The sequence below is a fragment of the Pseudomonas sp. I2 genome (assembly GCF_040984075.1).
Lineage (GTDB): Bacteria > Pseudomonadota > Gammaproteobacteria > Pseudomonadales > Pseudomonadaceae > Aquipseudomonas > Aquipseudomonas guariconensis_B.
Map to the genome: position 1 here is coordinate 127,432 of NZ_JBCGFQ010000005.1, position 20,494 is coordinate 147,925.

The window sequence follows — 20,494 nt, forward strand, 5'->3', positions numbered from 1 at the left end:
GGGGCTGCCTTGCCGGCGATGGGGCGCGAAGCGGCCCCAAAGGGCAGTTTCTAGGCAGCGTCAGCCTTGACCCTCAATCGCTCGTACGCGGTCTGCTCCTCGGCATCCAGGGCCACCAGGTACGGCTCGACCGCTTTCTTGAAGCTGGTCATTCGCCCCTGTTCGTCCTTCTTCAGATGGCAATGGCAGAACCACTCACGGTCATTGCGCTCGGGGAAATCGACCCGGTGGTGGTACAACCCCCAGCGGCTTTCCTCGCGGAACAGCGATGCCCGGGCCGCCATCTCGGCGCAGTCACGGATCACCGTGACCTCCATGGCACGCATCAGCTCGTGCGGGTTGCTCGCTTTCATCTGCGCCAGGTCCTGCTCGATCTCGGCGAAGCGCGCCAGGCCGATTTCCATCTTCTTCGTCACCTTCGGCGGTTGCAGGTAGTCATTGACCATGCGCCGCAGCTTGTACTCGACCTGTGCCGGCGGCAGGCCATGCTCGCGATGCAGCGGGGCGAACACCCGCGCCTGCTCGCGTTCGACCTGGGCCTGGTCCACTGCGGCCAATGCACGACCGGCCACGTACTGCGCCGCGTTGACGCCGGCGAACCAGCCATAGGTGAAGGCGCCGAGCATGTAGTTGTGCGGCACGGCGGCCATGTCGCCGGCGGCGTAGAGCCCGCTGACGCTGGTCTCGGCCTTCTCGTTGACCCACACCCCCGAGGCCGAATGCCCGGAGCAGAAGCCGATCTCGGAGATGTGCATCTCGACCATGTGCTGGCGATAGTCAGTGCCACGGCCGGCGTGGAACTGGCCACGGCTGGGGCGCTCGTTGCCATGCAGGATCTGCTCGATGGTCTGGATGGTCTCCTCGGCCAAGTGGTCGAGCTTGAGGAACACCGGGCCGTTGCCGCCTTCGAGTTCCTGGTGGAACTCCCACATCATCTGCCCGCTCCAGTAGTCGCACTCGATGAAGCGCTCGCCCTTGCTGTTGGCGGTGTAGCCACCGAGGGGGCCGGTGACGTAGGCGCAGGCCGGGCCGTTGTAGTCCTTGATCAGTGGGTTGATCTGGAAGCACTCCAGGTTGGCCAGCTCGGCCCCGGCGTGGTAGGCCATGGCATAGCCATCACCGGCGTTGGTCGGGTTCTCGTAGGTGCCCATCAGGTACCCGGAGGACGGCAGGCCCAGGCGGCCGGCGGCGCCGCAGGCGAGGATCACCGCCTTGGCACGGATCACCCGGAACTCGCCGCTGCGGCAGTCGAAGCCCATGACCCCGGCAGCAGCGCCTTCGGCGTCCAGCAGCAGGCGGGTGCAGACCATGCGGTTGCTGATGTCTACCCGGGCACGCTTGAGCTGGCGGTACAGCACCTTCTTGATGTCGTGTCCTTCGGGCATGGGCAGCACGTAGGCGCCCATGTGGTGGACCTTTTTCACCGCGTAGTCGCCCGTCTCGTCCTTCTCGAACTTCACGCCCCAGCGGTCGAGCTGCGAGAGGGTCTCGAAGCTATGGGTGGCATAGGCATGCACCGTGGCCTGGTTGACGATGCCGTCGTTGGCCACGGTGATTTCCTTGGTGTACTGCTCGGCGGTGGCGTGGCCGGGAATGATGGCGTTGTTCAGGCCGTCCATGCCCATGCTGATGGCGCCACTGCGCTTGACGTTGGCCTTGTCCAGCAACAGCACGCGCAGGGTCTTGTCCTGCTCCTTGGCCTTGATGGCGGCCATGGGGCCGGCGGTGCCGCCGCCGATCACGACGATGTCGTAGTCCTGGGTGTCGATGCTCATGGCTTGGGTCCCTTCTGACGGTCGATGCGCAGGCGATACTGGAAGGCATCGCCGCGGTAGTAGAGGTGCTCGAAGTCCAGCGGCGTGCCGTCGGCGGCGTGGGTCAGGCGCTCGATGCGCATGATCGGCGAGCCCTCCTCCACCTCCAGCGCCTGGGTCAGGTCGCTGTCGGCCAGCACCGCATCGATGGCCAGGTCGGCGTGGCCCAGGGCGATGCCGCAGTCGTTCTCCAGCACCAGGAAGATGTCACGGGTGGCCAGGTCGGTCTTTTCCAGTTTTTCGCCGATGGCCTTGGGCAGCCAGGTCAGCTCCAGCGACACAGGCTCGCGGTTGATCAGGCGTACCCGGCGGATCTCGGTGACCAGGCTGCCCTCCTCCACCTGCAAGCGCGCCGCCACCAGCGCGTTGGCTGGCACATGGCGCAGGCTGCGCAGACGGTTGAGCACCTCGTAGCCCATCTGGGTCATGGACTCGGCCAGGCCTTGCAGGGTGGTGACGTTCTGGAACGCCTTGGGCTTGGCGACGAAGGTGCCCTTGCCGTGGATCTTGAAGATCAGCCCCTCCTTCTGCAGGTCGCCCAGCGCCTGGCGCACGGTGATGCGGCTGACGTCGAAGGCCTTGCCCAGCTCGTTTTCCGAAGGCATGCGGCTGTGCGGCGGGTAGGTGCCGTCGAGGATTCGCCCGCGCAGCAGTTCCTTGAGCTGGGTGTAGAGCGGTACCGGGGAGAGGGGGAGCAGTTCGGCCATGGGATCTCTTCGCTATGGACTGACTTGTTATAACAAGTTGTGACCAGAGAGTAGCGAGCATAAGAGCCTCCGGGGAAATACCGATATTGAATATGGTTATTCACAGGCACGGGCCCCAAGGCACGCCCATCGCTGCCCGAGACCCTGGAAAATCACCCTGAATCAAGGCGATGGACGTCATCGACGCAGATGGGTATCATTGCGCCCCGTTGCACTCGTAGCTCAGCTGGATAGAGTACTGCCCTCCGAAGGCAGGGGTCGTGGGTTCGAATCCCGCCGAGTGCGCCATACCTGAAAGCCCTGGGAACCTTCCCGGGGCTTTTTCGTTTGTGCGACATCGCACGCTTGGCACTCCCGTACCGCAGGCCATTGGTGTTAGCGTGAGCGTCTTCCCGTTTCCTACAAACGGGTACCTCCCTTCCAACGCTCAGCAAAGGAATGCGCTCGCCCATGTACCTGAAAAAACTCACCGCCGCGACCCTGCTGCTGGCCAGCCTGGGCTTGTTCGCCAACCAGGCCCAGGCCAACCTCACCCCGCAGCAGTCCGCCGCGATCCTCAAGGCCTACGATAACAGCGACCCGGCGGATTTCCGCCGGTTCCTCGGCCAGCTTGCCAGCAGCGAACTGGCCAAGGCCGACAACCTGGCTGAAACCCTCAAGGCGTACCTGGCCAACAAGCCGCTGGGTGCCGAGCAACAGAACGAGATCCACCGCTTGCTCGGCCTCTACACCCGCATCAAGTACGGCAAGGCCGCGACCGAGACCCTGCGTGAGCTGGTGGCCATCCCGACCTTCCAGGTCGAGGGCGTGCCGCAGCACGAGAACCCCGAGTTCCTGAAGATCGCCGACAAGATCAAGGCGCTGGCCGAGGGTTTCGGCCTGCACTTTCGCAACATCGACAACCGGGTCTACGAGATCACCCTGGGTGACGACGCCAAGGAAGTGGTCGGCATCCACGCCCATGCCGATGTAGTACCGGTGAACCCGGACAACTGGAAGCTCGAGGACGGCACCCGCCTGGACCCGTTCAAGGTCACCCTGGTGGGCGATCGCATGTATGGCCGCGGCACCGAGGACGACAAGAACGGCATCGTCGTGGCGCTGTATGCGCTGAAGGTGGCCAAGGACGAAAAACTGCCCCTGGCCCGTCAATTCAAGCTGTTGGTGGACACCACCGAGGAAACCAGCGGCGATGCGATCCCCTACTACTTCGCCCGCAACCCCACGCCCACCTACAACCTGGCGCTGGATGGCGGCTACCCGGTGGTGATCGCCGAGAAAGGCTACGGCACCGTGATGGCCAGCTTCCGCCGGCGCCCCGCCACCGGCAAGGGGGCGGAAATCATCCACCTGACGGGCGGGCTGGCCACCAACCAGATCCCCACCACCTCGGTGGCGACCCTGCGTGGCGACAATCCCACCGCCCTGGCCGCAGACCTGCAGAAGGCCGGTGCCGACTACGTCAAGCGCAACGGCGGCGATTTCACCCTCGATGCCAAGGTAGCCGGCAAGGAAGTGGTGCTGACGGTGACCGGGGTCTCGGCCCACTCTTCGGAGCCCGAATCGGGGATCAACCCCGTGGCCCGGATGCTCGACTTCCTCAACGGCCTGGGCGACCAGGTACCGCTCAAGCACAACCACATCACCGATGCCGCGCGCTATGCGGCCGATAACTGGGGGCTGGACTACTTCGGCAAGAAGCTTGGCGTGGACTTCGAGGACAAGTTCATGGGCCCACTGACCGCTTCGCTAACCTACGTCGGGCTCGATCAGAAGGCCCTCAAGCTGGCGGTGAACCTGCGCATTCCAAAAGGCAAGGCGATTGCCACGATCAAGGACGAGCTGGCCGACAAGCTCGGGACCTGGGCCCGCGGCAGCCACACCTCGGTAGCGTTCGAGTACAGCCTCGACGAGCCGATGTACCGCAACCCCGAAGGCGAATGGGTCAAGGCCTTGCTCGCCGTGGCCAGCGAGAACCTCGGCCTGCCCCATGAGTTCGGCGCCTCCGCCGGCGCCACCTCGGTGCATGACCTGCCCAATGGCGTGCAGTTCGGCCTGGCCATGCCCAACGTGAAGTACACCGGGCACAACGACAACGAGTTCAAGACCGTGGAGCAGTTCATGCTGGACCTGCAGATCGTCAGCGAGATGGTGGCGCGGATCGGGCAGATGCCAGAGCTCTGAGCCTTCGGTACGCGCCATTTGGGCGATGGGCTGCAAGGCAGCCCAATACCGCCCAACTGCCCACGAAGCCCCCAGCCCCCGCCAATGACGTTTTTCAATCAAGTCCATGCCGTTTTCCGCATTGCCGTGCAGGACGCCGTGCAGGATGCTTTATTTACTGCCGACACATCGCTTTTCCACCCGCAGAGGCCCGTATGAAGAACGTCGAAGAAATCCTCAAGACCAAGTCTCAGCATCAGACCGTCTACACCATAGGGCCTGACGACTCGGTGCTCGACGCCCTGAAGTTGCTGGCGGAAAAGAACGTCGGTGCACTGCCGGTGGTGGAGAACGGCCAGGTGATGGGTATCGTCAGCGAACGCGACTACGCCCGCAAACTGGTGCTCAAGGGCCGCTCGTCGGCGGCGACGCCCGTGCGCGAGATCATGAGTGCGCCGGTGGTCACAGTCGAACCCAAGCAGAACCTGGAGTACTGCATGAACCTGATGACCAACCGCCACCTGCGCCACCTGCCGGTGGTGAGCAACGGCGAACTGCTCGGCCTGCTGTCGATCGGCGACCTGGTCAAGGAAACCATCGCCGAACAGGCCAACCTCATCCTGCAGCTGGAGCAGTACATCCGCGGCGAGTGATCAGTGGTAGGCGCGCTCCAGTTCGTCCAGCTGATGGTCGAAGCTGCGCAGGCGCGCCGACCAGGTGTACACCAGCACTTCCAGGTCGCGGTTGAGCACTGCGGTATTGCCCCCATCGCTGCCCCGTGGGTCGCACAGGTCGAGCTGATAGCGCTCGCGAGCCATGGCCGTGGCCACGCTGGAAAGGTCACGGGCATTGGCCAGCCAGCGGTGATGAGGATCGTGGACCTCCCGGTCCAGCTCCCGACACTGACGCTTGAGGGCATCCAGGCTCTGCTCCAGCGGCGTGCCCTTGAGCTCGCCCATGACCTCCTCGAAGGTCCTCCCCGAATGCCAGTAGCTGCCCCAGAAATAACGATCGAATACGGTCTCGACCCGGCGCAGGGCCACCTTGGTGTTCCAGATGCTCAGCAACGTTCGCCCCTGGCTCACTTCGCGCTTGTTCAGGTGCAGTTGCTGCCAGGCGATCCAGGCCAGGGCGCAGAGCGCCACCGCCGCGGTGACCGCGGCGGCGGCATACAGGAACTGCACGGCCTGGTCCATGTGGTGGACGTGCCGGATACCGTAGAAGTAACCCGCCGTCAGGGTGCCCAGGATCGTCACGGTGCACCAGAATCCTGGTGCGTAGGGATCTTTCATCGCGCTATCCCCTTTTTGTTTTTCCTGAGCATAGCAACGGCCAAATCACTCAACAGGTGCCGCTCGGCGCTTTATTTGCGGGGGCGGCGCAACGCTTCGTTGAGTTGATCGAAGGGCACCGCCCAATCGGCATCGTCTATCACGCTCTCCTTGAGAAAGGCACGCTGGGCGTCGCTCCAGAACGGCGCATCCACCAGCTTGATCTCGTTCTTCAACGGCGAGTGCGTGGTGATGAACTTGTCGATGCTCTCGGCATCGTCCGCCAGGCCCAATTGCTTGAACAGCTCGGAAAATGGATGGATCGGTGCTTCCATGATTCCTCCTCGGGCCGGGCGGGTCGTCCACGACGCCGGCCCGGCATTGGCTTGAACGTCATCAGCACAGTTCGCGCACTTCGGCGTGCGGAACCAGCTTCAGGTATTGCTCCATGCTCATGTGGATCAAGTGATCGTGATCACCTGCCTCCAGGTAGACATCGCCCTGGCGGGTAAGGCTCGGGTCGAGCAACATCTTCACGTCATAGGCATCGCCGAGCGCCGGGATGGCGCCGCGCTCGCAGTCGCCGAACAGCGTCGGCAGGCCACTCTCGCGGGTCAGTTGCCAGGCGCCGGTCATGCGCACCTTGCTCATGTCCAGGTGCCGGTTGGCCGGCAGCACGGCCATGAGGTAGTTGCCATGACGGTCGTCGAGCATCACCGACTTGGCGACCCGTTCGGCGGGTACGCCGGCAGTGCGTGCCGACTCCAGGCTCGTGGCCGAGTGTGGATGGGAAATGATGTCGTAGTCGCAGTTGGCCTGGTCCAGGCGCTGCTGCAGGGTCTTGGCCATACGCATGATGCACCTCCGGTTTAGCCCCCAACCTGAAGTTTAGGCCCTGGTCCGGCGAGCACGACTAAACTTCGGGGACAGGTCCGACGAGGTGACGACAGGTGATCGCTCGCTGCTGGTACTGCCTGCTGCTGTTACTGATGCTCGGCGCGGCCCCGGGAGGCCAGGCCGCACCAGGCGGTAGCGTGTGGGTGCTGGGCATCGACGATGCCATCGGCCCGGCCAGTGCGGACTACCTGGTACGCGGTCTGGAGCAGGCACAGGAGCAAGGCGCGCAGTTGGTGGTGATCCGCCTGGACACCCCCGGTGGGCTGGACAGCTCCATGCGCCAGATCATCAAGGCGATCATCGCCAGCCCCGTACCGGTGGCCAGCTTCGTCGCCCCCAGCGGCGCCCGGGCCGCCAGCGCCGGGACCTATATCCTGTATGCCAGTCACGTGGCAGCCATGGCGCCGGGGACCAACCTGGGCGCGGCCACGCCGGTGCAGGTCGGCGCCCCCGGCCCGCCCTCCACGCCCGCCTCCAAGGACAAGGACGAGAAGGCCTCCGCCCCCGAGGGCCAGGACGCCCTCACACGCAAGCAGGTCAACGATGCCGCCGCCTACATCCGCGGCCTGGCGCAGTTGCGCGGACGCAACGCCGACTGGGCCGAGAAGGCCGTGCGCGAGGCGGTCAGCCTGCCGGCCAACGAGGCCCTGCGCCTCAAGGTCGTCGACCTGGTGGCCAACGACCTGCCCGACCTGCTACGCCAGCTGGACGGCAAGACCCTGGAGGTCGCCGGCCAACCCCGTCAGTTGCAGACCGCCGGCGCCCTGGTGCTCGAGCATCCGCCAGACTGGCGCACCCGCCTGCTGGCAGTGATCACCAACCCTAGCGTGGCACTGATCCTGATCATGATCGGCGTCTATGGCCTGCTGTTCGAGTTCATGAACCCCGGCTCCGGGGTTGGCGGCGTGGTCGGCGGTATCTGCCTGTTGCTGGCCTTGTACGCCCTGCAGTTGCTACCGGTCAGCTATGCCGGCGTGGCGCTGATCCTGCTCGGCTTGGCGTTCATGATCGCCGAAGCGTTCCTGCCCAGCTTCGGCGTGGTCGGCTTCGGTGGCATCGTAGCCTTCGTGGTCGGCGCGGTGATCCTGATGGATACCGAAGCGCCCGGCTTCGGTATCCCTCTGGGCTTGATCGTCAGCCTGGCAGTGCTCTCGGCGGTGCTCCTGGGCGGTGTGCTGGGCATGGCCCTCAAGGCGCGACAGCGGGCCCTGGTCAGCGGCGATGCCGGCCTGGTCGGCAGCCTGGTCACGGTGACCCAAGTGATGGCGGACAACCCGTTCTGCGGCTCGGTGCAGGCCCAGGGCGAACAATGGCAAGTTCAATGCGCGACCCCATTGCAGCCTGGGCAGCATGTGCGGGTAATCGCCCGCCATGGCGTGATGTTGGAGGTCAGTGCCACCGCGCCCGCGGCGCAAGGAGAGTGAAGATGTTCGTTCAGTTCGGTTTCGGCGCCTTGCTGGCATTGCTTGGCGTGCTGTTGGTGTCGGCACTGCGCATCCTGCGCGAGTACGAGCGTGGCGTAGTATTCCAGCTGGGGCGCTTCTGGCAGGTCAAGGGGCCAGGGTTGATCATCCTGATCCCGGGGATCCAGCAGATGGTCCGGGTCGACTTGCGCACCGTGGTGCTCGACGTACCGCCCCAGGACGTGATCACCCGTGACAACGTCTCGGTCAAGGTCAACGCCGTGGTGTACTTTCGCGTGCTCGACCCGCAGAAGGCGATCATCCAGGTCGAGGATTTCCTCACCGCCACCAGCCAGCTGGCCCAGACCACCCTGCGCGCCGTGCTCGGCAAGCATGAGCTGGACGAGCTGCTGGCCGAGCGCGAGCAGCTCAACTCGGACGTTCGCCAGGTGCTGGACGCCCAGACCGATGCCTGGGGCATCAAGGTGGCCAACGTCGAGATCAAGCATGTCGACCTCAACGAGTCGATGGTCCGCGCCATCGCCCGCCAGGCCGAGGCCGAACGCGAGCGGCGGGCCAAGGTGATCCACGCCGAGGGTGAGTTGCAGGCGTCGGAGAAACTTATGCAGGCCGCGCAGATGCTCGGCAAGGAACCGGGGGCCATGCAACTGCGCTACATGCAGACCCTGGGCTCGATCGCCGGAGACAAGAGCTCGACCATCGTCTTTCCGTTACCGGTGGACCTGCTCAAGGGATTGGTCGACAAGCAGCGCTAGCGGGGCCACTCAACTGCTGGCCTAGACCGGCGCGCGACGCAGGGTGGCCAGGAAGGTCGCCGCGCCGATGAACAGCCCGGCAAAGGTCCGGTTCAAACGCTTCTGCTGCCTGGGCGTGCGCAGCATCCGCAGCACCCGGGCCGCCAGCCCGGTGTAGCCGGCCATCACCAGCATGTCGACGCTGATCATGGTGAGGGTGATCGCCAGGTACTGGGGCAGCAGCGGGGCATGCGGATTGATGAACTGCGGCAGCACCGCGAGCATGAACACCAGCGCCTTGGGATTGCTGACATTGACCAGGAAACCGCGGAACACCAGGCTCAACGGCTTGCCGATCGGGCGCACGCCCGACGAATCGTCCATGTCCATGGGCAACGCGCGCCATTGCCGGTACGCCAGGTACACCAGGTAGGCGACACCGAACCATTTGATGATCTGGAACGCGGTGGCCGAGGCGGCGAGGATCGCGCCGACACCGGCGGCGATGATGGCGATCTGCACGATCAGGCCCAGTTGCAGGCCCAGGGCGTTCCAGTAACCACGCCAGAAACCGTACTGCAGCCCACTGGACATCGAGGCGATGGCCCCGGCACCCGGCGACAGGCTGATCACCCAGCACGCGGCAAAGAAGGCCAACCAAGTTTCCATCGACATCGCACACCTCGTTCGAACATGTTGCAAAACGTTAAGCTACGGTGTTGGTGAAATTTTCACCAGCGATTTTTCAGCTGCCGCTCAATCGGCCTCGCCTGTCGTATCCTGGGCCAGCACCGGCACTTCGGTACCGCGCCAACGCCGCACGGCCTTCTGGAAGAACTGGCTGTTGGGCACCTGCACCAGCGTCCCACCCGCCTCCGGCACTTCCAGCAAGGTGGTATAGAGCAGGTTGATGGCGATCACCCGCCCCTTCACACCGGGCTTGTCGAGGGTGTCGACCAGCTCGACCACATCGCCGATGCGAAACGGCCCCACGGTGAAGATCAACACCGCGCAGAGCAGGTTGGACAATACGCTCCAGATGGCGAAGAAGGCCACCGCCGCCACCGCGACGAAGCCCGACAGGGCGGTCCACAGCACCGTGGCCGAGACACCCAGGCGCTCCAACACGAACAACAGTGCGCTGCCCATGATCAACCAGCGCAGGCTGCCGCGCACCGGCACCAGCAGCTCCGGCGGCAACGGGTAGCGATCGCCCAGGCGGCTCAGGCCGCGGGCGACGATGCGTTGCAGGACGAATGCAGCCACCAGGATCAGCAGGATCTGCAGCCCCAGCCAGAACGGCTCCATCCATTGGCCCGGCAGTAGCGTGCGCAGCGCCTCCATCAGGACAGCGCCTCCAGCTCGGCCTGCATGCTTTCGAGCGTCTCCAACGCCTCCATCCAGGCCTCCTCCAGCTCGCCCTCACGCTGCTTGAGCGTGCTCTGGCGCGCCAGCAGGTCGCGCAACTCGTCCTTGCGCGCAGCCTCGTAGAGGCCCGCGTCGCCCAGGGCGGCCTCGATCCCGGCCAGTTGGGCGTGAACCTGGCCCAGTTCGGCCTCCAGCTTCTCGGCGGCACGCTTGTGCGGCGCCAGTTGCTGGCGCAGGGCTGCAGCAGCCTGGCGCTGGGCTTTCTTGTCGGTCTTGTCCGGGTTGGCCGGGGCATTGCTGGCGGGCGCACTGCGCTGACGGTAATCGATCAGCCAGCGGCTGTAGTCGTCCAGGTCGCCATCGAAGACCTGGACCTTGCCGTCGGCCACCAGCAGGAAGTCGTTGGTGGTGCTCTTGAGCAGGTGACGGTCGTGGGACACTACCACCACCGCTCCACTGAACTCCTGCAAGGCCATGGTCAGGGCCAGGCGCATCTCCAGATCCAGGTGGTTGGTCGGTTCGTCGAGCAGCAGCAGGTTCGGCCGCTCCCAGGCGATCAGCGCCAGGGCCAGGCGCGCCTTCTCGCCACCGGAGAAGTTGACCACCGGCTCGTCGACCCGGTCGCCATGGAAGTCGAAGCCACCGAGGAAGTCGCGCAGGGTCTGCTCGCGCTCGGTCGGGGCGATGCGCTGCAGGTGCAGCAGCGGGCTGGCCTTGTCGTCGAGGGCGTCGAGCTGGTGCTGGGCGAAGTAGCCCACGGCCAGGTTCTCGCCACGTACCAGACGCCCGCCCAGCGGCTCCAGCTCGCCGGCGAGGTTCTTGATCAGGGTCGACTTGCCGGCGCCGTTGGGGCCGAGCAGGCCGATGCGTGCACCCGGCGCCAGCTGCAGCTTGACCTTCTCCAGGATCACCTTGTCGCCATAACCGAGGCGGCCCTCGGACAGGTCGAGCAACGGATTGGAGATTTTCTGCGACTCGCGGAAGACGAAGTCGAACGGCGAATCCACATGGGCCGCCGACAGCTCCTCCATGCGCTCCAGCGCCTTGATCCGGCTCTGTGCCTGACGGGCCTTGGTGGCCTGGGCGCGGAAGCGGGCGATGTATTTCTCCATGTGCGCACGGCGGGCCTGCTGCTTCTCGTAGGCCTGTTGCTGCTGCGCCAGGCGCTCGGCACGGGTGCGCTCGAAAGCGGTGTAGCCGCCGCGGTAGAGGTTGAGCTTGCGTTGCTCGACGTGCAGCACATGGTCGACCACGGCATCGAGGAAGTCGCGGTCGTGGGAGATCAGCAACAGTGTGCCTGGGTAGCCCTTGAGCCAGTCTTCCAGCCAGAGGATGGCATCCAGGTCCAGGTGGTTGGTCGGCTCGTCGAGCAGCAGCAGGTCAGATGGGCACATCAGCGCCTGCGCCAGGTTCAGGCGCATGCGCCAGCCACCGGAGAAATCGCCGACACGGCGGTTCATCTGCTCGGCGGTGAACCCCAGGCCGGCCAGCAGCTTGCGCGCACGGGCGTCGGCGGTATAGCCGTCGGCGCTCTCCAGCTCGCTGTGCAAGCGCGCCAGGGCGGTGCCGTCGTGGGCCGACTCGGCGGCTGCCAGCTCGGCCTGGACCTGGCGCAGGCGCACGTCGCCGTCGAGCACATAGTCCACCGCCAGGCGATCGAGGGTGTCGACCTCCTGACGCATATGGGCGATGCGCCAATCGCTGGGGAGCTGGCAGTCGCCGGCATCGGGCGACAGCTCGCCGCGCAGCAGGGCGAACAGGCTGGATTTACCGGCACCGTTGGCGCCGATCAGGCCGGCCTTGTGACCGGGGTGCAGGGTCATCTCGGCGCCTTCTAGCAAGCGCTGCGGACCACGCTGTAAAGTGAGGTTCGATAGTCTGATCATGATGGTCGCGGAGTCTATCAGCTTCCCCTGCAACCACACAGGCCACTTGATCGTCGGCGCGAGGCGAACATGCATACCGATTTGTGGCGCCATGCCTTGGCGCTTTATGGGCAACCCGGCGTCGAAGCCGCCTGCCTGGAGCTGCAGGCGCTGGGCGGCGATGTCTGCCTGCTGCTGTGCGGTACCTGGCTGCAGGCCGGTAACGTCCAACCCGATGCCGAGCGCGTACACGCACTCCGGAGCCTTGCCGAACCCTGGCAGCGGCAAGTGGTCGCCCCGCTGCGCGTCCTACGCCAGCAATGGCGTGCCGATGCCCAGGACGATGCGCACCTGGCGGTGCTGCGTGAGCAGGTCAAGGGACTGGAACTGGAGGCGGAGCGCACCTTGCTGGCGCGCCTGCAGGAGCAGGCAAGGGCATGGCCCGCAGGCCCAGACGGGCCCACGGACGATTGGCTGGCCTGGCTGGCGCCGGACCAGGCCCGCGGCCACGACGCGCTGCATCGCTTGCGCGTCGCGGCCGAGGCGCTTCAGGACGCCGTGGACGGCGACTGAACCGGGTTGCTGGCCGGTGCCGGCGAGGCGCTGGCTGGCGCGGCCGAGTTGGTCACTGGCGCCGGGGCGCTGGTGGCGGGTGCGGCCGGCTTGCTTTCGACAGGTTTGCTCGCGGCAGGCTTGGCCGCTGCCTTGGCAGCCGCCGAACGGGTCGCAGCGGGCTTGGCTGCCGGCTTGGCGGCTGTGGAACGGGTTGCAGCTGGCTTGGCAGCGGGTTTGGCAGCATTGGCCCTGGCCGCAGCCGGTTTCGCCGCTGGCTTGGCCGCTACGGGCTTGGCGCTGGACGCTTTCGCCGCAGGCTTGGCCGCTGGTTTCGCAGCGCTGGCCTTGGCCGGCGCCTTGGCAGCAGGCTTGCTGGCGGCCTTGGCCGCCGGTTTGGTCGCAGCAGCCTTGGCAGGTGCGCGGGTGGCGGCGGTGCCCTTGGCCGCAGTCGCGGCAGCAGCCCTAGCCGGCGCCTTGCTGGCAGCCGGTTTGGCGGCACTCTTGGCAGCCGGTTTAACGGTGCTCTTGGCAACTGGTTTGGCTGCAGCGGCCTTGGCCGGTGTGCGGGTGGCGGTCGGCTTGGCGGCGGGTTTCGCGGTGGCGGGTTTGGCCGCAACCTTGGCAACGGGCTTGGCGGCTGCCTTGGTGGCCGCGGCACGCTGGTCGAGGGCCTTGCCGGCAGCCTCGCGTACCTTGCCAACGCCCTGGGCCAGTTTCAGGCTTTCCTGGGCATCACGCTTGAGTTGCTGGATATAAGTACGGGTCTGGGTCTGGCGCTCTTTGAGCGAGTCGAGCAACGCTTCAAGTTCGCCGGTGGCTTTCTTCGCCTTGTTCTGCGCCTTGGCTTTACCGGCCTTGGCGGCATCCTGCAACTTCAGGCGTGCGTTGTGCAGTTTCTCCTGGGCCTTGCCACGTTGTTTTTCCAACTTGGCCAGCAGTTTTTCCGCATCCGCCAGCGCTTGCGAGCAGGCATCTTCCAAATGTTCGAGCAGACTACCCGAAAGTTGCTGGAGCAGGTGCAACGGCGTACTGACTGGCTTCTTCTTGGCCGACATGGTTTACCTCCTGGCTGACGAGATTGCGGCTCATACTATGCTTCTGCTGCTAACGCCGCTAGGGCATGTTGACAGTATTGGTGCCGCCGCGTTGCATGCCTGGGCAAAGTTGTTATCTTGCAGCTCGGTGCAAGTGTAGTTGCCCAATAAGCAATTGCTGATATTTACACATTTCCCGCCAACAAGGCTGGCATACTTCCGGCTCATTGCCGCAGGAGCCAACCGTGCCTCGCTATCTTGTTCTCGGGCTGTGCCTGGCCGCCCCCTTCGCCTTCGCAGGCCCAGACACCGCCCCCGCCAACGACCACGACCTCGCCTACAGCCTGGGCGCCAGCCTCGGCGAGCGGCTGCGCGAGGAAGTACCCGGCCTGCAGCTCGATGCCCTGGTGCAAGGCCTGCGCCAGGCCTACCAGGGCCAACCGCTCAAGCTCGACGCGCCACGCATGCAGGCCATTCTCCAGCAGCATGAGGCGCAGGCCGCTGCCGCAGCCGAACAAGCCCAGGCGGAGCAGCTCCAGGTCGCGGAGCAGCGTTTTCTGGCCAACGAACGCGCCCGCGCCGGCATGCATGAGCTGGCCGGTGGCGTTCTCTACAGCGAACAGGTGCCTGGCAACGGCGCCCAACCCAAGGCGGGCGGCAAGGTGCAGGTACGTTACGTGGGGAAATTGCCCGACGGCTCGGTGTTCGACCAGAACCTGCAACCCCAGTGGTTCAGCCTGGGCTCGGTGATCGAAGGTTGGCAGGTGGCGTTGCCACACATGAAGGCAGGGGCGAAATGGCGGCTGGTGATCCCCTCGGCGCAAGCCTACGGCGCCGAAGGTGCGGGCGACCTGATCGCGCCCTACACCCCCCTGGTATTCGAGATCGAATTGCTGGCGGTGGCCGACTGAGGCCAGGCGTCAGGCCTGGACCGCCCCTTCTTCCTTGTGGGCGTTGTGCAGCACCTCGATCAGGCAATCCTCCAGCTCGAAGCGCTCGTGCAGCAGGCTGCCCAGCTCGCCGAGTTTCTTGGAGAAACGCTCGGGGTCCTTGCACTGGCCTTTTTCGCAATGGTCGTTGAAGGCCAAAGCGATCTGGGTGATGTCGTTGATCCGCGGGTTGATCTGCTCGGCCAGCTCCAGCGCGCCGTCGTCGCCGAAGGCCTTGGCCTCGCTGACCAGTTGTTCGCAGACTTCGAAGTGCCATGCCGAGACATAATCGACCAGGATCTCGCAGAAACGGCCGTTCTGCTCCTTGTCGGCAAAGGCCGGCTTGGCGTCGCGCAGGGCGCGGAAGGCGTGCACCAGTTCCTGGCGCTCCTCCAGCCAGCGGTCGATCAGCTTGTGAACCCCACCCCAGCGTTCCTGAGCGTTCTGACAACTATCGAGCATGGCTATCTCTTCCCTTCTGGGTAGATGCCGCTGCACCTCGCACCACAACACCACAGCACAAAGGTGACATCAGCAGGACGGCATCGAGCAGTTGTGTTTTCGGTATGCGTGCAGGGAGATTATTCCCGCGCGTGCTGACCATCAAGGTACGCATCGGACAAAGTTCGTACAAGCGTTTAATCTCGTTGCGGCTCACCACTGGTCGAGCGATCGTGGCGGGCTTGCCCTGGATCAAGCGTTGCCCAGGCGGCGCAAACAAAACCTCAGCAGCCAGGACAACGGCAGCGCCGACAACAGCAGGAACGCCAGCAGGCTCCACTCGGGCAGGGTCAGGTCGAGAAAGCTCCAGGTCAGCGAGTCGCAGTCCGGGCCGCCCAGCAACAGCATCTTCAAGGCCTGGCCCCAGGACTGCTCCAGGACCTGCTGGAACGGGACATGGCAGGCTTCCAGCGGCATGCTCCCCCCCTGCAACCAGACATGCCGCGCCGCCAGCAGCGCGCCACCCAGCGAACAGGCCAAGGCCAGCGCGCAGTAGGCGCGCCGGCCCGACGAGCCGGGGTGGTGGATGACCGCGCACAGACAGACCAGCGAGTAGAGCCCCAGCAGAAAGCGTTGGCTGAAGCACAAGGGGCACGGCACCAGGCCCAGAACGCTTTCGAGGTGGAAAGAGGCAGCCAGCACCGCCAGCGAGGCGAGCCAGGCAGGAAGAAAGAACGTATGCAAACGGGCCAGCAGCATGAGCGATGTAGGTCCCGGGTTGAAGATATGGCTTGGAACGGTAGAGGAAAGGCGCGCTTTGTTTCAAGGCGCTACAGTGGGGACAAGTCGCTGATTGACAAGGAAAGTTTTCAACAATCAGTAGGAAATTTCCGAAGAAGGAAAGCGCAAACCCAGCCTTTGCGGCTGGAAAATCCACAAACCCAAGCGCCCGCGCACTGGCGCGGGCGCTTGGGGGTACTCAGGCTCGCATCCCCTCGGGCAATGGCAGGGCCAGCAGGCGCTCGTCCAACAGGCCCAGGCCTTCCTGGAACAGCTGGTTGCTGCGCTCGGTTTCGCCCAGGCCGGCGAGCAGGCGGGCCAGCTCGGCGCAGGTCTCTGGGTTACGCTCCAGGCGCAGGCTGCTTTCCAGGTAGTCGCGCGCCTTGCCCCACAGACGGTTCTGCAGGCTCAGGCGGCCCAGGGTCAGCAGCAGGCTCGCATCCTCGGGGTGCTCCTTGAGCCAGCCCTCGGCAGCCTGCAGCTGGCGCGCCGGATCATCGCCCCGTACCAGGCCGTACAAGCGAGCCAGGTGGCTTTCGTACTGGCGCTTGAGCGCGGTGCGCAGCACCTGCTCGGCCTCGCCCTGGGCACCGACCTGGCGCAGTTGCTCGGCGTAGGCCAGCACCAACTGCGGCTCCTGACGCTGGGCAGCGGTAAGTTGCTGCCAGGCACGCTCCAGGCCCTGGCGGGCGGCCTGGGCATCCTCGCCACGGGTCGCCGCCAGGCACAGGTTCTGGCCCCAGGCGCGCTGTTCCAGCTCTGCCAGCTCCTTGGCCGGCAGTACCTTGCCCTTGCGCAAATCGGGCAGCAGGCGGATCAGCGCCGGCCAATCGCCCCGCTCCAGGTGCAGGCGCTGCAGCAGGCGCAGCACCTGGGCGTTGTGCGGGTGACGCTCTTGCATGGCCAGCAGGGTGTCGAGCGCCCCCTCGGCATCGCCACGGTCCATCTGCAACTGGGCATGGGTCAGGGCGATGGCGAGTTCCGCCTGTGGCTGGCGTTCGAGAGCGCGCTCGAGCAGGTTGTCGCTGTCCTCGGTACGGCCCAGCTCGTTGGCCGCACGTGCGGCGCCAAGGTAATAGAGCAGTGGTTGGCGCTCGGCTTCGGCAGCCCGGTGCAAGTGGCGCTGGGCACTTGCCCAGCGGCCCTCGGCCAGGTCCAATTGGCCTTGCTCGATGGCGATGCGAGTACGCCGACTACGGTTGCGCCGCGACCAGGGGTTGACCACACCGCTCGAGGTCAACACCAGGCCGACCAGGTAGCGCAACAGCCAGAGCGCCCCGACGATGGCCACCAGCGCCGCCAATGCCGCCCACAGCCCCGACTGGTAACGGAACCCGCCATAGGCGATCAGCACGTAGCCACTGTGCTTGGCAACGGCGATCCCCAGCGCCGCGGCCACCACGATCGCCAGCACCGCCAGCAGGTAGACACGCTTCATGGCTTGCCCCCTTCGGCTTCGGCCGGCAGGTGGCGACGCTGGATGTAGGCCTGCACCGCAGCCAGGCTCTCGCTCAGGTCGGGCGTGACCACCGAGACCGGCTGCTCGGCCAGCGCGTTGAGGCTGTCGAGCATGGCCTTGCTCTGCGGGTTGTCGGCGTTGAAGTTGGCCAGCAGCACGCTGCGCGCATCGTCCAGGGCCTGGGTGTAGACCTTGGCCTCGCCGTTGAGCGCCGCCCACTGCGCCTGCTCGATGGTCAGGCTCAGGGCCAGGCGCAACTGGTTGAGCGATTGCCCGGCCAGCAACGGACGCACGTTCTCGTCGGCGTTGAACTCGATCTGGAAGTACTTGGAGATTTCTGCCCACCACTGGGACCAGCGGCTGGCTCCATCGCCGTCGGCGGTCAGGGCACCGAGGGCGTCGGCATTGCTGTCGAACTCGGGGGACTGGGCGCTGAGCTGCTGCACCAGCTCGCGCTGGGCCGCGAGCTTGAGGAACAGGCCGGTACGGTCAGGCTGCTGGGTGCTGTCGAGCATCGCCAGGCTGCGGGCCAGTTGCTCGCGGGCGGCGAAGGCGCCCGGGTCGCTCTGCTCGCGCAGGATCTCGTCGGCGCCTTCGACCAGGGCCTTGGCGCTGGCGATGTCCTGCAGGGCCGACAGGCGCAGGGTGGCCAGACGCAGCAGGTGCTCGGCTTCGGCCAGTCGCCATTCCTTGCGGCTCTCGCCGAGCACGGTTTCCAGGCGCTGGCTCAGGCGCTGCTGGTCGCCCTGCAACTGCGCCACCAGGCGGCGTCGGTCTTCCAGCTCGCTGGCCGCCGGCAGGCTGGCCAGTTGCGCGCTGATCTGCTGCTCTCGCTGCTGCAGCGCGCTGGTGCGTTCACTCAGGGCCTGCAGGTGCTGGCCCTGGCCCTGCTCGCTGCCTTGCAGCTGGCGGACCTGCCAGGCTCCCCAGCCCCCGACCGCGATCCCGGCCGCGCCCAGCAGCAGGGCCAGCAATGCCAAGCCATTGCCAGAGCGCTTGGCAGGTTTGGCGACGGGGGTTTCCGGCGTCTCGGGCGCCGATGGCTGTTCGTTGTTGGACAAGACAGTTTCGCTCACGTATCCATCCTTTGCATGGGGGCGCGTCGCATTGAGCTTAGCGCCTTAGGAGGCAGGTGCAGCGCTACGCTGCACGGCTGCCAGCAAGGCCGCGGCACTGGCGCCACGGCAATCCACGATCTGTTGGGCGCCCGCCGCCCGGGCCTGTTCGGCGACCCGGGGGCTCGGCACGAACAACGGCACACGCGCCAGGCGCGGCCAGTCGGCACCCGCCAGGCGCAGCAGGTGTTCAAGACCTTGCCCACTGCTGACCACCAGGCCGTTGAGGCGTTCCGCCTCGATTCGACGCACCAGGGTCCCCTCCGGGTAATCCGGCAACTGGCGGCGATACAGTTCCAGATAATCGACACTAGCACCTTGCTCCCCAAGACGCTCGGCCAGCAGTTCGCGACCTCCCACACCCCGCACGACCAGCACGCGCGGCGTGGCGACGGCGGCGATAGCCTCGCCCAGGACCGGCAGTGCGAGCAAGGCTTCACTGTCATCGCCGTCAGCGGGGAAGTCGACCAGCAGGCCCTGATCCTGGAGAATCCGCGCCGTGGCTGCGCCCACCGTGAACCAGCCCCGGCGAGGCGGCGGCAGGCCCGCCCCGGCCAGTTGCTCGAGCAGCAGGCGCGCGGCCGGCTTGCTGACCACGATGATCGCCTGGTAGTCGCGCAGGTTGGCCAGGCGCTGGCCTTGCCGGGCGTCCAGCACCACCGGCTCGATGGCCAGCAATGGCAGGCAACTGCTGGCGATGCCGGCGGCAGCGAGGCTCTGCGCCAGTGCCTGGCAGTCTTCCTCGGGCCGGGTCAGCAGCAGGCGCCAGGGGCTCACGGGTGTCCGGCCTCGCCATAGACATCCTTGAGAATGGCCTCGGCGCCCTGGCTGAGCAGGTCTTCGGCGACCTGCACGCCCAACGCCTCGGCGGCGCTGCGCGGAGCGCGTGCCTCGGCGCGCAGCAAGGTACCGCCGCTGGGCTGGCCGACCAGGCCGCGCAGCCACAACTGCTCGCCTTCGAGCACGGCATAGCAGGCGATCGGCACCTGGCAACCGCCGTTGAGGCGCTTGTTCAGGGCTCGCTCGGCCACCACGCGGTCGGCGGTGTCGGCATGATGCAGGGGTGCCAGCAGGGCATGGATTTCATGATCGGCACTGCGGCATTCGATGCCCACGGCCCCCTGGCCACCGGCCGGCAGGCTGTCATCGACACCGATGGTCGAGGTGATGCGTGCCTCGAAGCCGAGGCGGATCAGGCCGGCCGCAGCGAGGATGATGGCGTCGTACTCGCCGGCATCGAGCTTGGCCAGGCGGGTATTGACGTTGCCACGCAGGAAGCGGATTTCCAGGTCCGGACGGCGCGCCAGCAACTGGGCCTGGCGACGCAGGCTGGAGGTGCCGACGACACTGCCGGCCGGCAGCGCGTCGAGGCTGGCGAAGCGATTGGAAACGAAGGCGTCGCGTGGGTCCTCGCGCTCGCAGATGCAGTACAGGCCCAGGCCTTCGGGGAAGTCCATGGGCACGTCCTTCATCGAGTGCACGGCGATATCGGCCTCGTTGTCCAGCAACGCGGTTTCCAGCTCCTTGACGAACAACCCCTTGCCACCGATCTTCGCCAGGGGCGCATCGAGCAACTTGTCGCCGCGGCTGACCATGGGCACCAGGGTCACCACGAGGCCCGGGTGGGCCTGCTCCAGGCGGGCCTTGACATATTCGGCCTGCCACAGGGCCAGGGCACTTTTACGGGTGGCAATACGGATTTCGCGAGTGGACATGAAACGCCCCGATCCAGAGAAATACCGCCGATCATAACAGCTCCGCCGGCCTTGCCAGCAGATCCAGGTCATCAGGCTACCCTGTAGGCGCGGTGTTTTATCATCCGAGGCTGCCTTGCCGACGATGGGGCGCGAAGCGGCCCCAGCTGGCAGCTGAAAGTATTGACTGAGCGGCTGTCGCCTGGCCACGAACAAGGGCTAGGCCCTTGCCATACCGTGAAGC

21 protein-coding genes and 1 tRNA gene are annotated in these 20,494 nt (G+C 65.8%); 7 read left to right on the forward strand and 15 right to left on the reverse strand.

Features of this window, described 5'->3' with window-relative positions:
* Positions 1 to 50: 50 nt before the first annotated feature.
* A complete protein-coding gene (locus WCE05_RS04435) occupies positions 51 to 1,775 on the reverse strand; it encodes a fumarate reductase/succinate dehydrogenase flavoprotein subunit (protein ID WP_368815507.1) in 1,725 nt (574 codons plus the stop codon).
* Positions 1,772 to 2,521 carry a GntR family transcriptional regulator gene (locus WCE05_RS04440; RefSeq protein ID WP_225786688.1) on the reverse strand — a complete coding sequence of 250 codons (750 nt, stop codon included), beginning with the start codon at positions 2,519 to 2,521 and terminating at the stop codon, positions 1,772 to 1,774. Before WCE05_RS04440 ends, WCE05_RS04435 begins: the two co-directional genes overlap by 4 nt.
* Before the next feature lie 211 nt (positions 2,522 to 2,732).
* Between WCE05_RS04440 and WCE05_RS04445 the strand changes: the two genes are divergently transcribed.
* The 3 genes from WCE05_RS04445 (at position 2,733) to WCE05_RS04455 (ending at position 5,337) form a co-directional block, all read left to right on the forward strand.
* Positions 2,733 to 2,809, forward strand: a tRNA-Arg gene (locus tag WCE05_RS04445).
* Positions 2,810 to 2,971: 162 nt separating this feature from the next.
* On the forward strand, positions 2,972 to 4,705 hold the full coding sequence (locus tag WCE05_RS04450) for a dipeptidase (protein WP_253101300.1): 1,734 nt from the start codon (positions 2,972 to 2,974) through the stop codon (positions 4,703 to 4,705).
* A gap of 194 nt (positions 4,706 to 4,899) precedes the next feature.
* Positions 4,900 to 5,337 carry a CBS domain-containing protein gene (locus WCE05_RS04455; protein WP_225786692.1) on the forward strand — a complete coding sequence of 146 codons (438 nt, stop codon included), beginning with the start codon at positions 4,900 to 4,902 and terminating at the stop codon, positions 5,335 to 5,337.
* On the opposite strand, the gene WCE05_RS04460 is transcribed toward WCE05_RS04455, so the two are convergent.
* The 3 genes from WCE05_RS04460 to WCE05_RS04470 all read right to left on the reverse strand — a co-directional run bounded on the left by WCE05_RS04460 (position 5,338) and on the right by WCE05_RS04470 (position 6,810).
* Positions 5,338 to 5,976 (reverse strand): NADH:ubiquinone oxidoreductase subunit N, encoded by a 639-nt coding sequence (locus WCE05_RS04460; RefSeq protein WP_225786693.1) that lies wholly within the window; start codon positions 5,974 to 5,976, stop codon positions 5,338 to 5,340.
* A gap of 71 nt (positions 5,977 to 6,047) precedes the next feature.
* Complete coding sequence (locus WCE05_RS04465; RefSeq protein WP_225786694.1) at positions 6,048 to 6,290, reverse strand: DUF2789 domain-containing protein; 243 nt, start codon at positions 6,288 to 6,290, stop codon at positions 6,048 to 6,050.
* Between the two features lie 61 nt (positions 6,291 to 6,351).
* Positions 6,352 to 6,810 (reverse strand): aminoacyl-tRNA deacylase, encoded by a 459-nt coding sequence (locus WCE05_RS04470; protein ID WP_225786695.1) that lies wholly within the window; start codon positions 6,808 to 6,810, stop codon positions 6,352 to 6,354.
* Positions 6,811 to 6,905: 95 nt separating this feature from the next.
* Between WCE05_RS04470 and WCE05_RS04475 the strand changes: the two genes are divergently transcribed.
* Positions 6,906 to 8,276 (forward strand): nodulation protein NfeD, encoded by a 1,371-nt coding sequence (locus WCE05_RS04475; protein WP_368815508.1) that lies wholly within the window; start codon positions 6,906 to 6,908, stop codon positions 8,274 to 8,276.
* A gap of 2 nt (positions 8,277 to 8,278) precedes the next feature.
* Positions 8,279 to 9,031: a slipin family protein gene (locus WCE05_RS04480; RefSeq protein ID WP_253080625.1), complete on the forward strand. Its 753-nt coding sequence runs from the start codon at positions 8,279 to 8,281 to the stop codon at positions 9,029 to 9,031.
* Between the two features lie 21 nt (positions 9,032 to 9,052).
* On the opposite strand, the gene WCE05_RS04485 is transcribed toward WCE05_RS04480, so the two are convergent.
* The 3 genes from WCE05_RS04485 to WCE05_RS04495 all read right to left on the reverse strand — a co-directional run bounded on the left by WCE05_RS04485 (position 9,053) and on the right by WCE05_RS04495 (position 12,264).
* Positions 9,053 to 9,685 carry a LysE family transporter gene (locus WCE05_RS04485; RefSeq protein ID WP_225786698.1) on the reverse strand — a complete coding sequence of 211 codons (633 nt, stop codon included), beginning with the start codon at positions 9,683 to 9,685 and terminating at the stop codon, positions 9,053 to 9,055.
* Positions 9,686 to 9,766: 81 nt separating this feature from the next.
* On the reverse strand, positions 9,767 to 10,354 hold the full coding sequence (locus WCE05_RS04490; RefSeq protein ID WP_368815509.1) for a mechanosensitive ion channel domain-containing protein: 588 nt from the start codon (positions 10,352 to 10,354) through the stop codon (positions 9,767 to 9,769).
* Positions 10,354 to 12,264, reverse strand: a complete 1,911-nt coding sequence (locus WCE05_RS04495) for an ATP-binding cassette domain-containing protein (protein ID WP_368815510.1) — start codon at positions 12,262 to 12,264, stop codon at positions 10,354 to 10,356. Before WCE05_RS04495 ends, WCE05_RS04490 begins: the two co-directional genes overlap by 1 nt.
* A gap of 69 nt (positions 12,265 to 12,333) precedes the next feature.
* Between WCE05_RS04495 and WCE05_RS04500 the strand changes: the two genes are divergently transcribed.
* On the forward strand, positions 12,334 to 12,816 hold the full coding sequence (locus WCE05_RS04500) for a TIGR02444 family protein (protein ID WP_225786701.1): 483 nt from the start codon (positions 12,334 to 12,336) through the stop codon (positions 12,814 to 12,816).
* On the opposite strand, the gene WCE05_RS04505 is transcribed toward WCE05_RS04500, so the two are convergent.
* On the reverse strand, positions 12,792 to 13,853 hold the full coding sequence (locus WCE05_RS04505) for an AlgP family protein (RefSeq protein ID WP_368815511.1): 1,062 nt from the start codon (positions 13,851 to 13,853) through the stop codon (positions 12,792 to 12,794). The two genes, WCE05_RS04500 and WCE05_RS04505, sit on opposite strands and share 25 nt — an antisense overlap.
* 224 nt (positions 13,854 to 14,077) lie before the next feature.
* Between WCE05_RS04505 and WCE05_RS04510 the strand changes: the two genes are divergently transcribed.
* Complete coding sequence (locus WCE05_RS04510; RefSeq protein WP_225786703.1) at positions 14,078 to 14,743, forward strand: FKBP-type peptidyl-prolyl cis-trans isomerase; 666 nt, start codon at positions 14,078 to 14,080, stop codon at positions 14,741 to 14,743.
* A gap of 9 nt (positions 14,744 to 14,752) precedes the next feature.
* Here WCE05_RS04510 and rsd read toward each other — a convergent pair whose 3' ends face one another.
* From rsd to hemC, 6 genes are all read right to left on the reverse strand, one after another.
* The gene (gene rsd, locus WCE05_RS04515) at positions 14,753 to 15,223 is read right to left on the reverse strand and encodes a sigma D regulator (RefSeq protein ID WP_225786704.1); all 471 of its coding nucleotides are present in this window, start codon (positions 15,221 to 15,223) and stop codon (positions 14,753 to 14,755) included.
* Between the two features lie 231 nt (positions 15,224 to 15,454).
* Positions 15,455 to 15,961 (reverse strand): disulfide bond formation protein B, encoded by a 507-nt coding sequence (locus tag WCE05_RS04520; RefSeq protein ID WP_225786705.1) that lies wholly within the window; start codon positions 15,959 to 15,961, stop codon positions 15,455 to 15,457.
* Between the two features lie 220 nt (positions 15,962 to 16,181).
* Positions 16,182 to 17,420 (reverse strand): heme biosynthesis protein HemY, encoded by a 1,239-nt coding sequence (locus WCE05_RS04525; RefSeq protein WP_225786706.1) that lies wholly within the window; start codon positions 17,418 to 17,420, stop codon positions 16,182 to 16,184.
* Positions 17,417 to 18,517 (reverse strand): uroporphyrinogen-III C-methyltransferase, encoded by a 1,101-nt coding sequence (locus WCE05_RS04530; RefSeq protein ID WP_253080626.1) that lies wholly within the window; start codon positions 18,515 to 18,517, stop codon positions 17,417 to 17,419. Before WCE05_RS04530 ends, WCE05_RS04525 begins: the two co-directional genes overlap by 4 nt.
* Before the next feature lie 45 nt (positions 18,518 to 18,562).
* Positions 18,563 to 19,333, reverse strand: a complete 771-nt coding sequence (locus WCE05_RS04535; protein ID WP_225786708.1) for a uroporphyrinogen-III synthase — start codon at positions 19,331 to 19,333, stop codon at positions 18,563 to 18,565.
* A complete protein-coding gene (gene hemC, locus WCE05_RS04540; RefSeq protein WP_225786709.1) occupies positions 19,330 to 20,271 on the reverse strand; it encodes a hydroxymethylbilane synthase in 942 nt (313 codons plus the stop codon). Before hemC ends, WCE05_RS04535 begins: the two co-directional genes overlap by 4 nt.
* Positions 20,272 to 20,494 lie beyond the last annotated feature (223 nt).

What these genes read in the sequence shown, in the direction of transcription:
- WCE05_RS04520 (WP_225786705.1), bottom strand. Translation starts at nt 15,961, where the DNA reads ATGCTGCTGGCCCGTTTGCATACGTTCTTTCTTCCTGCCTGGCTCGCC.
- WCE05_RS04525 (WP_225786706.1), bottom strand. Translation starts at nt 17,420, where the DNA reads ATGAAGCGTGTCTACCTGCTGGCGGTGCTGGCGATCGTGGTGGCCGCG.
- WCE05_RS04440 (WP_225786688.1), bottom strand. Translation starts at nt 2,521, where the DNA reads ATGGCCGAACTGCTCCCCCTCTCCCCGGTACCGCTCTACACCCAGCTC.
- hemC (WP_225786709.1), bottom strand. Translation starts at nt 20,271, where the DNA reads ATGTCCACTCGCGAAATCCGTATTGCCACCCGTAAAAGTGCCCTGGCC.
- WCE05_RS04460 (WP_225786693.1), bottom strand. Translation starts at nt 5,976, where the DNA reads ATGAAAGATCCCTACGCACCAGGATTCTGGTGCACCGTGACGATCCTG.
- WCE05_RS04500 (WP_225786701.1), top strand. Translation starts at nt 12,334, where the DNA reads ATGCATACCGATTTGTGGCGCCATGCCTTGGCGCTTTATGGGCAACCC.
- WCE05_RS04450 (WP_253101300.1), top strand. Translation starts at nt 2,972, where the DNA reads ATGTACCTGAAAAAACTCACCGCCGCGACCCTGCTGCTGGCCAGCCTG.
- WCE05_RS04490 (WP_368815509.1), bottom strand. Translation starts at nt 10,354, where the DNA reads ATGGAGGCGCTGCGCACGCTACTGCCGGGCCAATGGATGGAGCCGTTC.
- WCE05_RS04505 (WP_368815511.1), bottom strand. Translation starts at nt 13,853, where the DNA reads ATGTCGGCCAAGAAGAAGCCAGTCAGTACGCCGTTGCACCTGCTCCAG.
- WCE05_RS04470 (WP_225786695.1), bottom strand. Translation starts at nt 6,810, where the DNA reads ATGCGTATGGCCAAGACCCTGCAGCAGCGCCTGGACCAGGCCAACTGC.
- WCE05_RS04495 (WP_368815510.1), bottom strand. Translation starts at nt 12,264, where the DNA reads ATGATCAGACTATCGAACCTCACTTTACAGCGTGGTCCGCAGCGCTTG.
- WCE05_RS04465 (WP_225786694.1), bottom strand. Translation starts at nt 6,290, where the DNA reads ATGGAAGCACCGATCCATCCATTTTCCGAGCTGTTCAAGCAATTGGGC.
- WCE05_RS04435 (WP_368815507.1), bottom strand. Translation starts at nt 1,775, where the DNA reads ATGAGCATCGACACCCAGGACTACGACATCGTCGTGATCGGCGGCGGC.
- WCE05_RS04485 (WP_225786698.1), bottom strand. Translation starts at nt 9,685, where the DNA reads ATGTCGATGGAAACTTGGTTGGCCTTCTTTGCCGCGTGCTGGGTGATC.
- WCE05_RS04455 (WP_225786692.1), top strand. Translation starts at nt 4,900, where the DNA reads ATGAAGAACGTCGAAGAAATCCTCAAGACCAAGTCTCAGCATCAGACC.
- rsd (WP_225786704.1), bottom strand. Translation starts at nt 15,223, where the DNA reads ATGCTCGATAGTTGTCAGAACGCTCAGGAACGCTGGGGTGGGGTTCAC.
- WCE05_RS04480 (WP_253080625.1), top strand. Translation starts at nt 8,279, where the DNA reads ATGTTCGTTCAGTTCGGTTTCGGCGCCTTGCTGGCATTGCTTGGCGTG.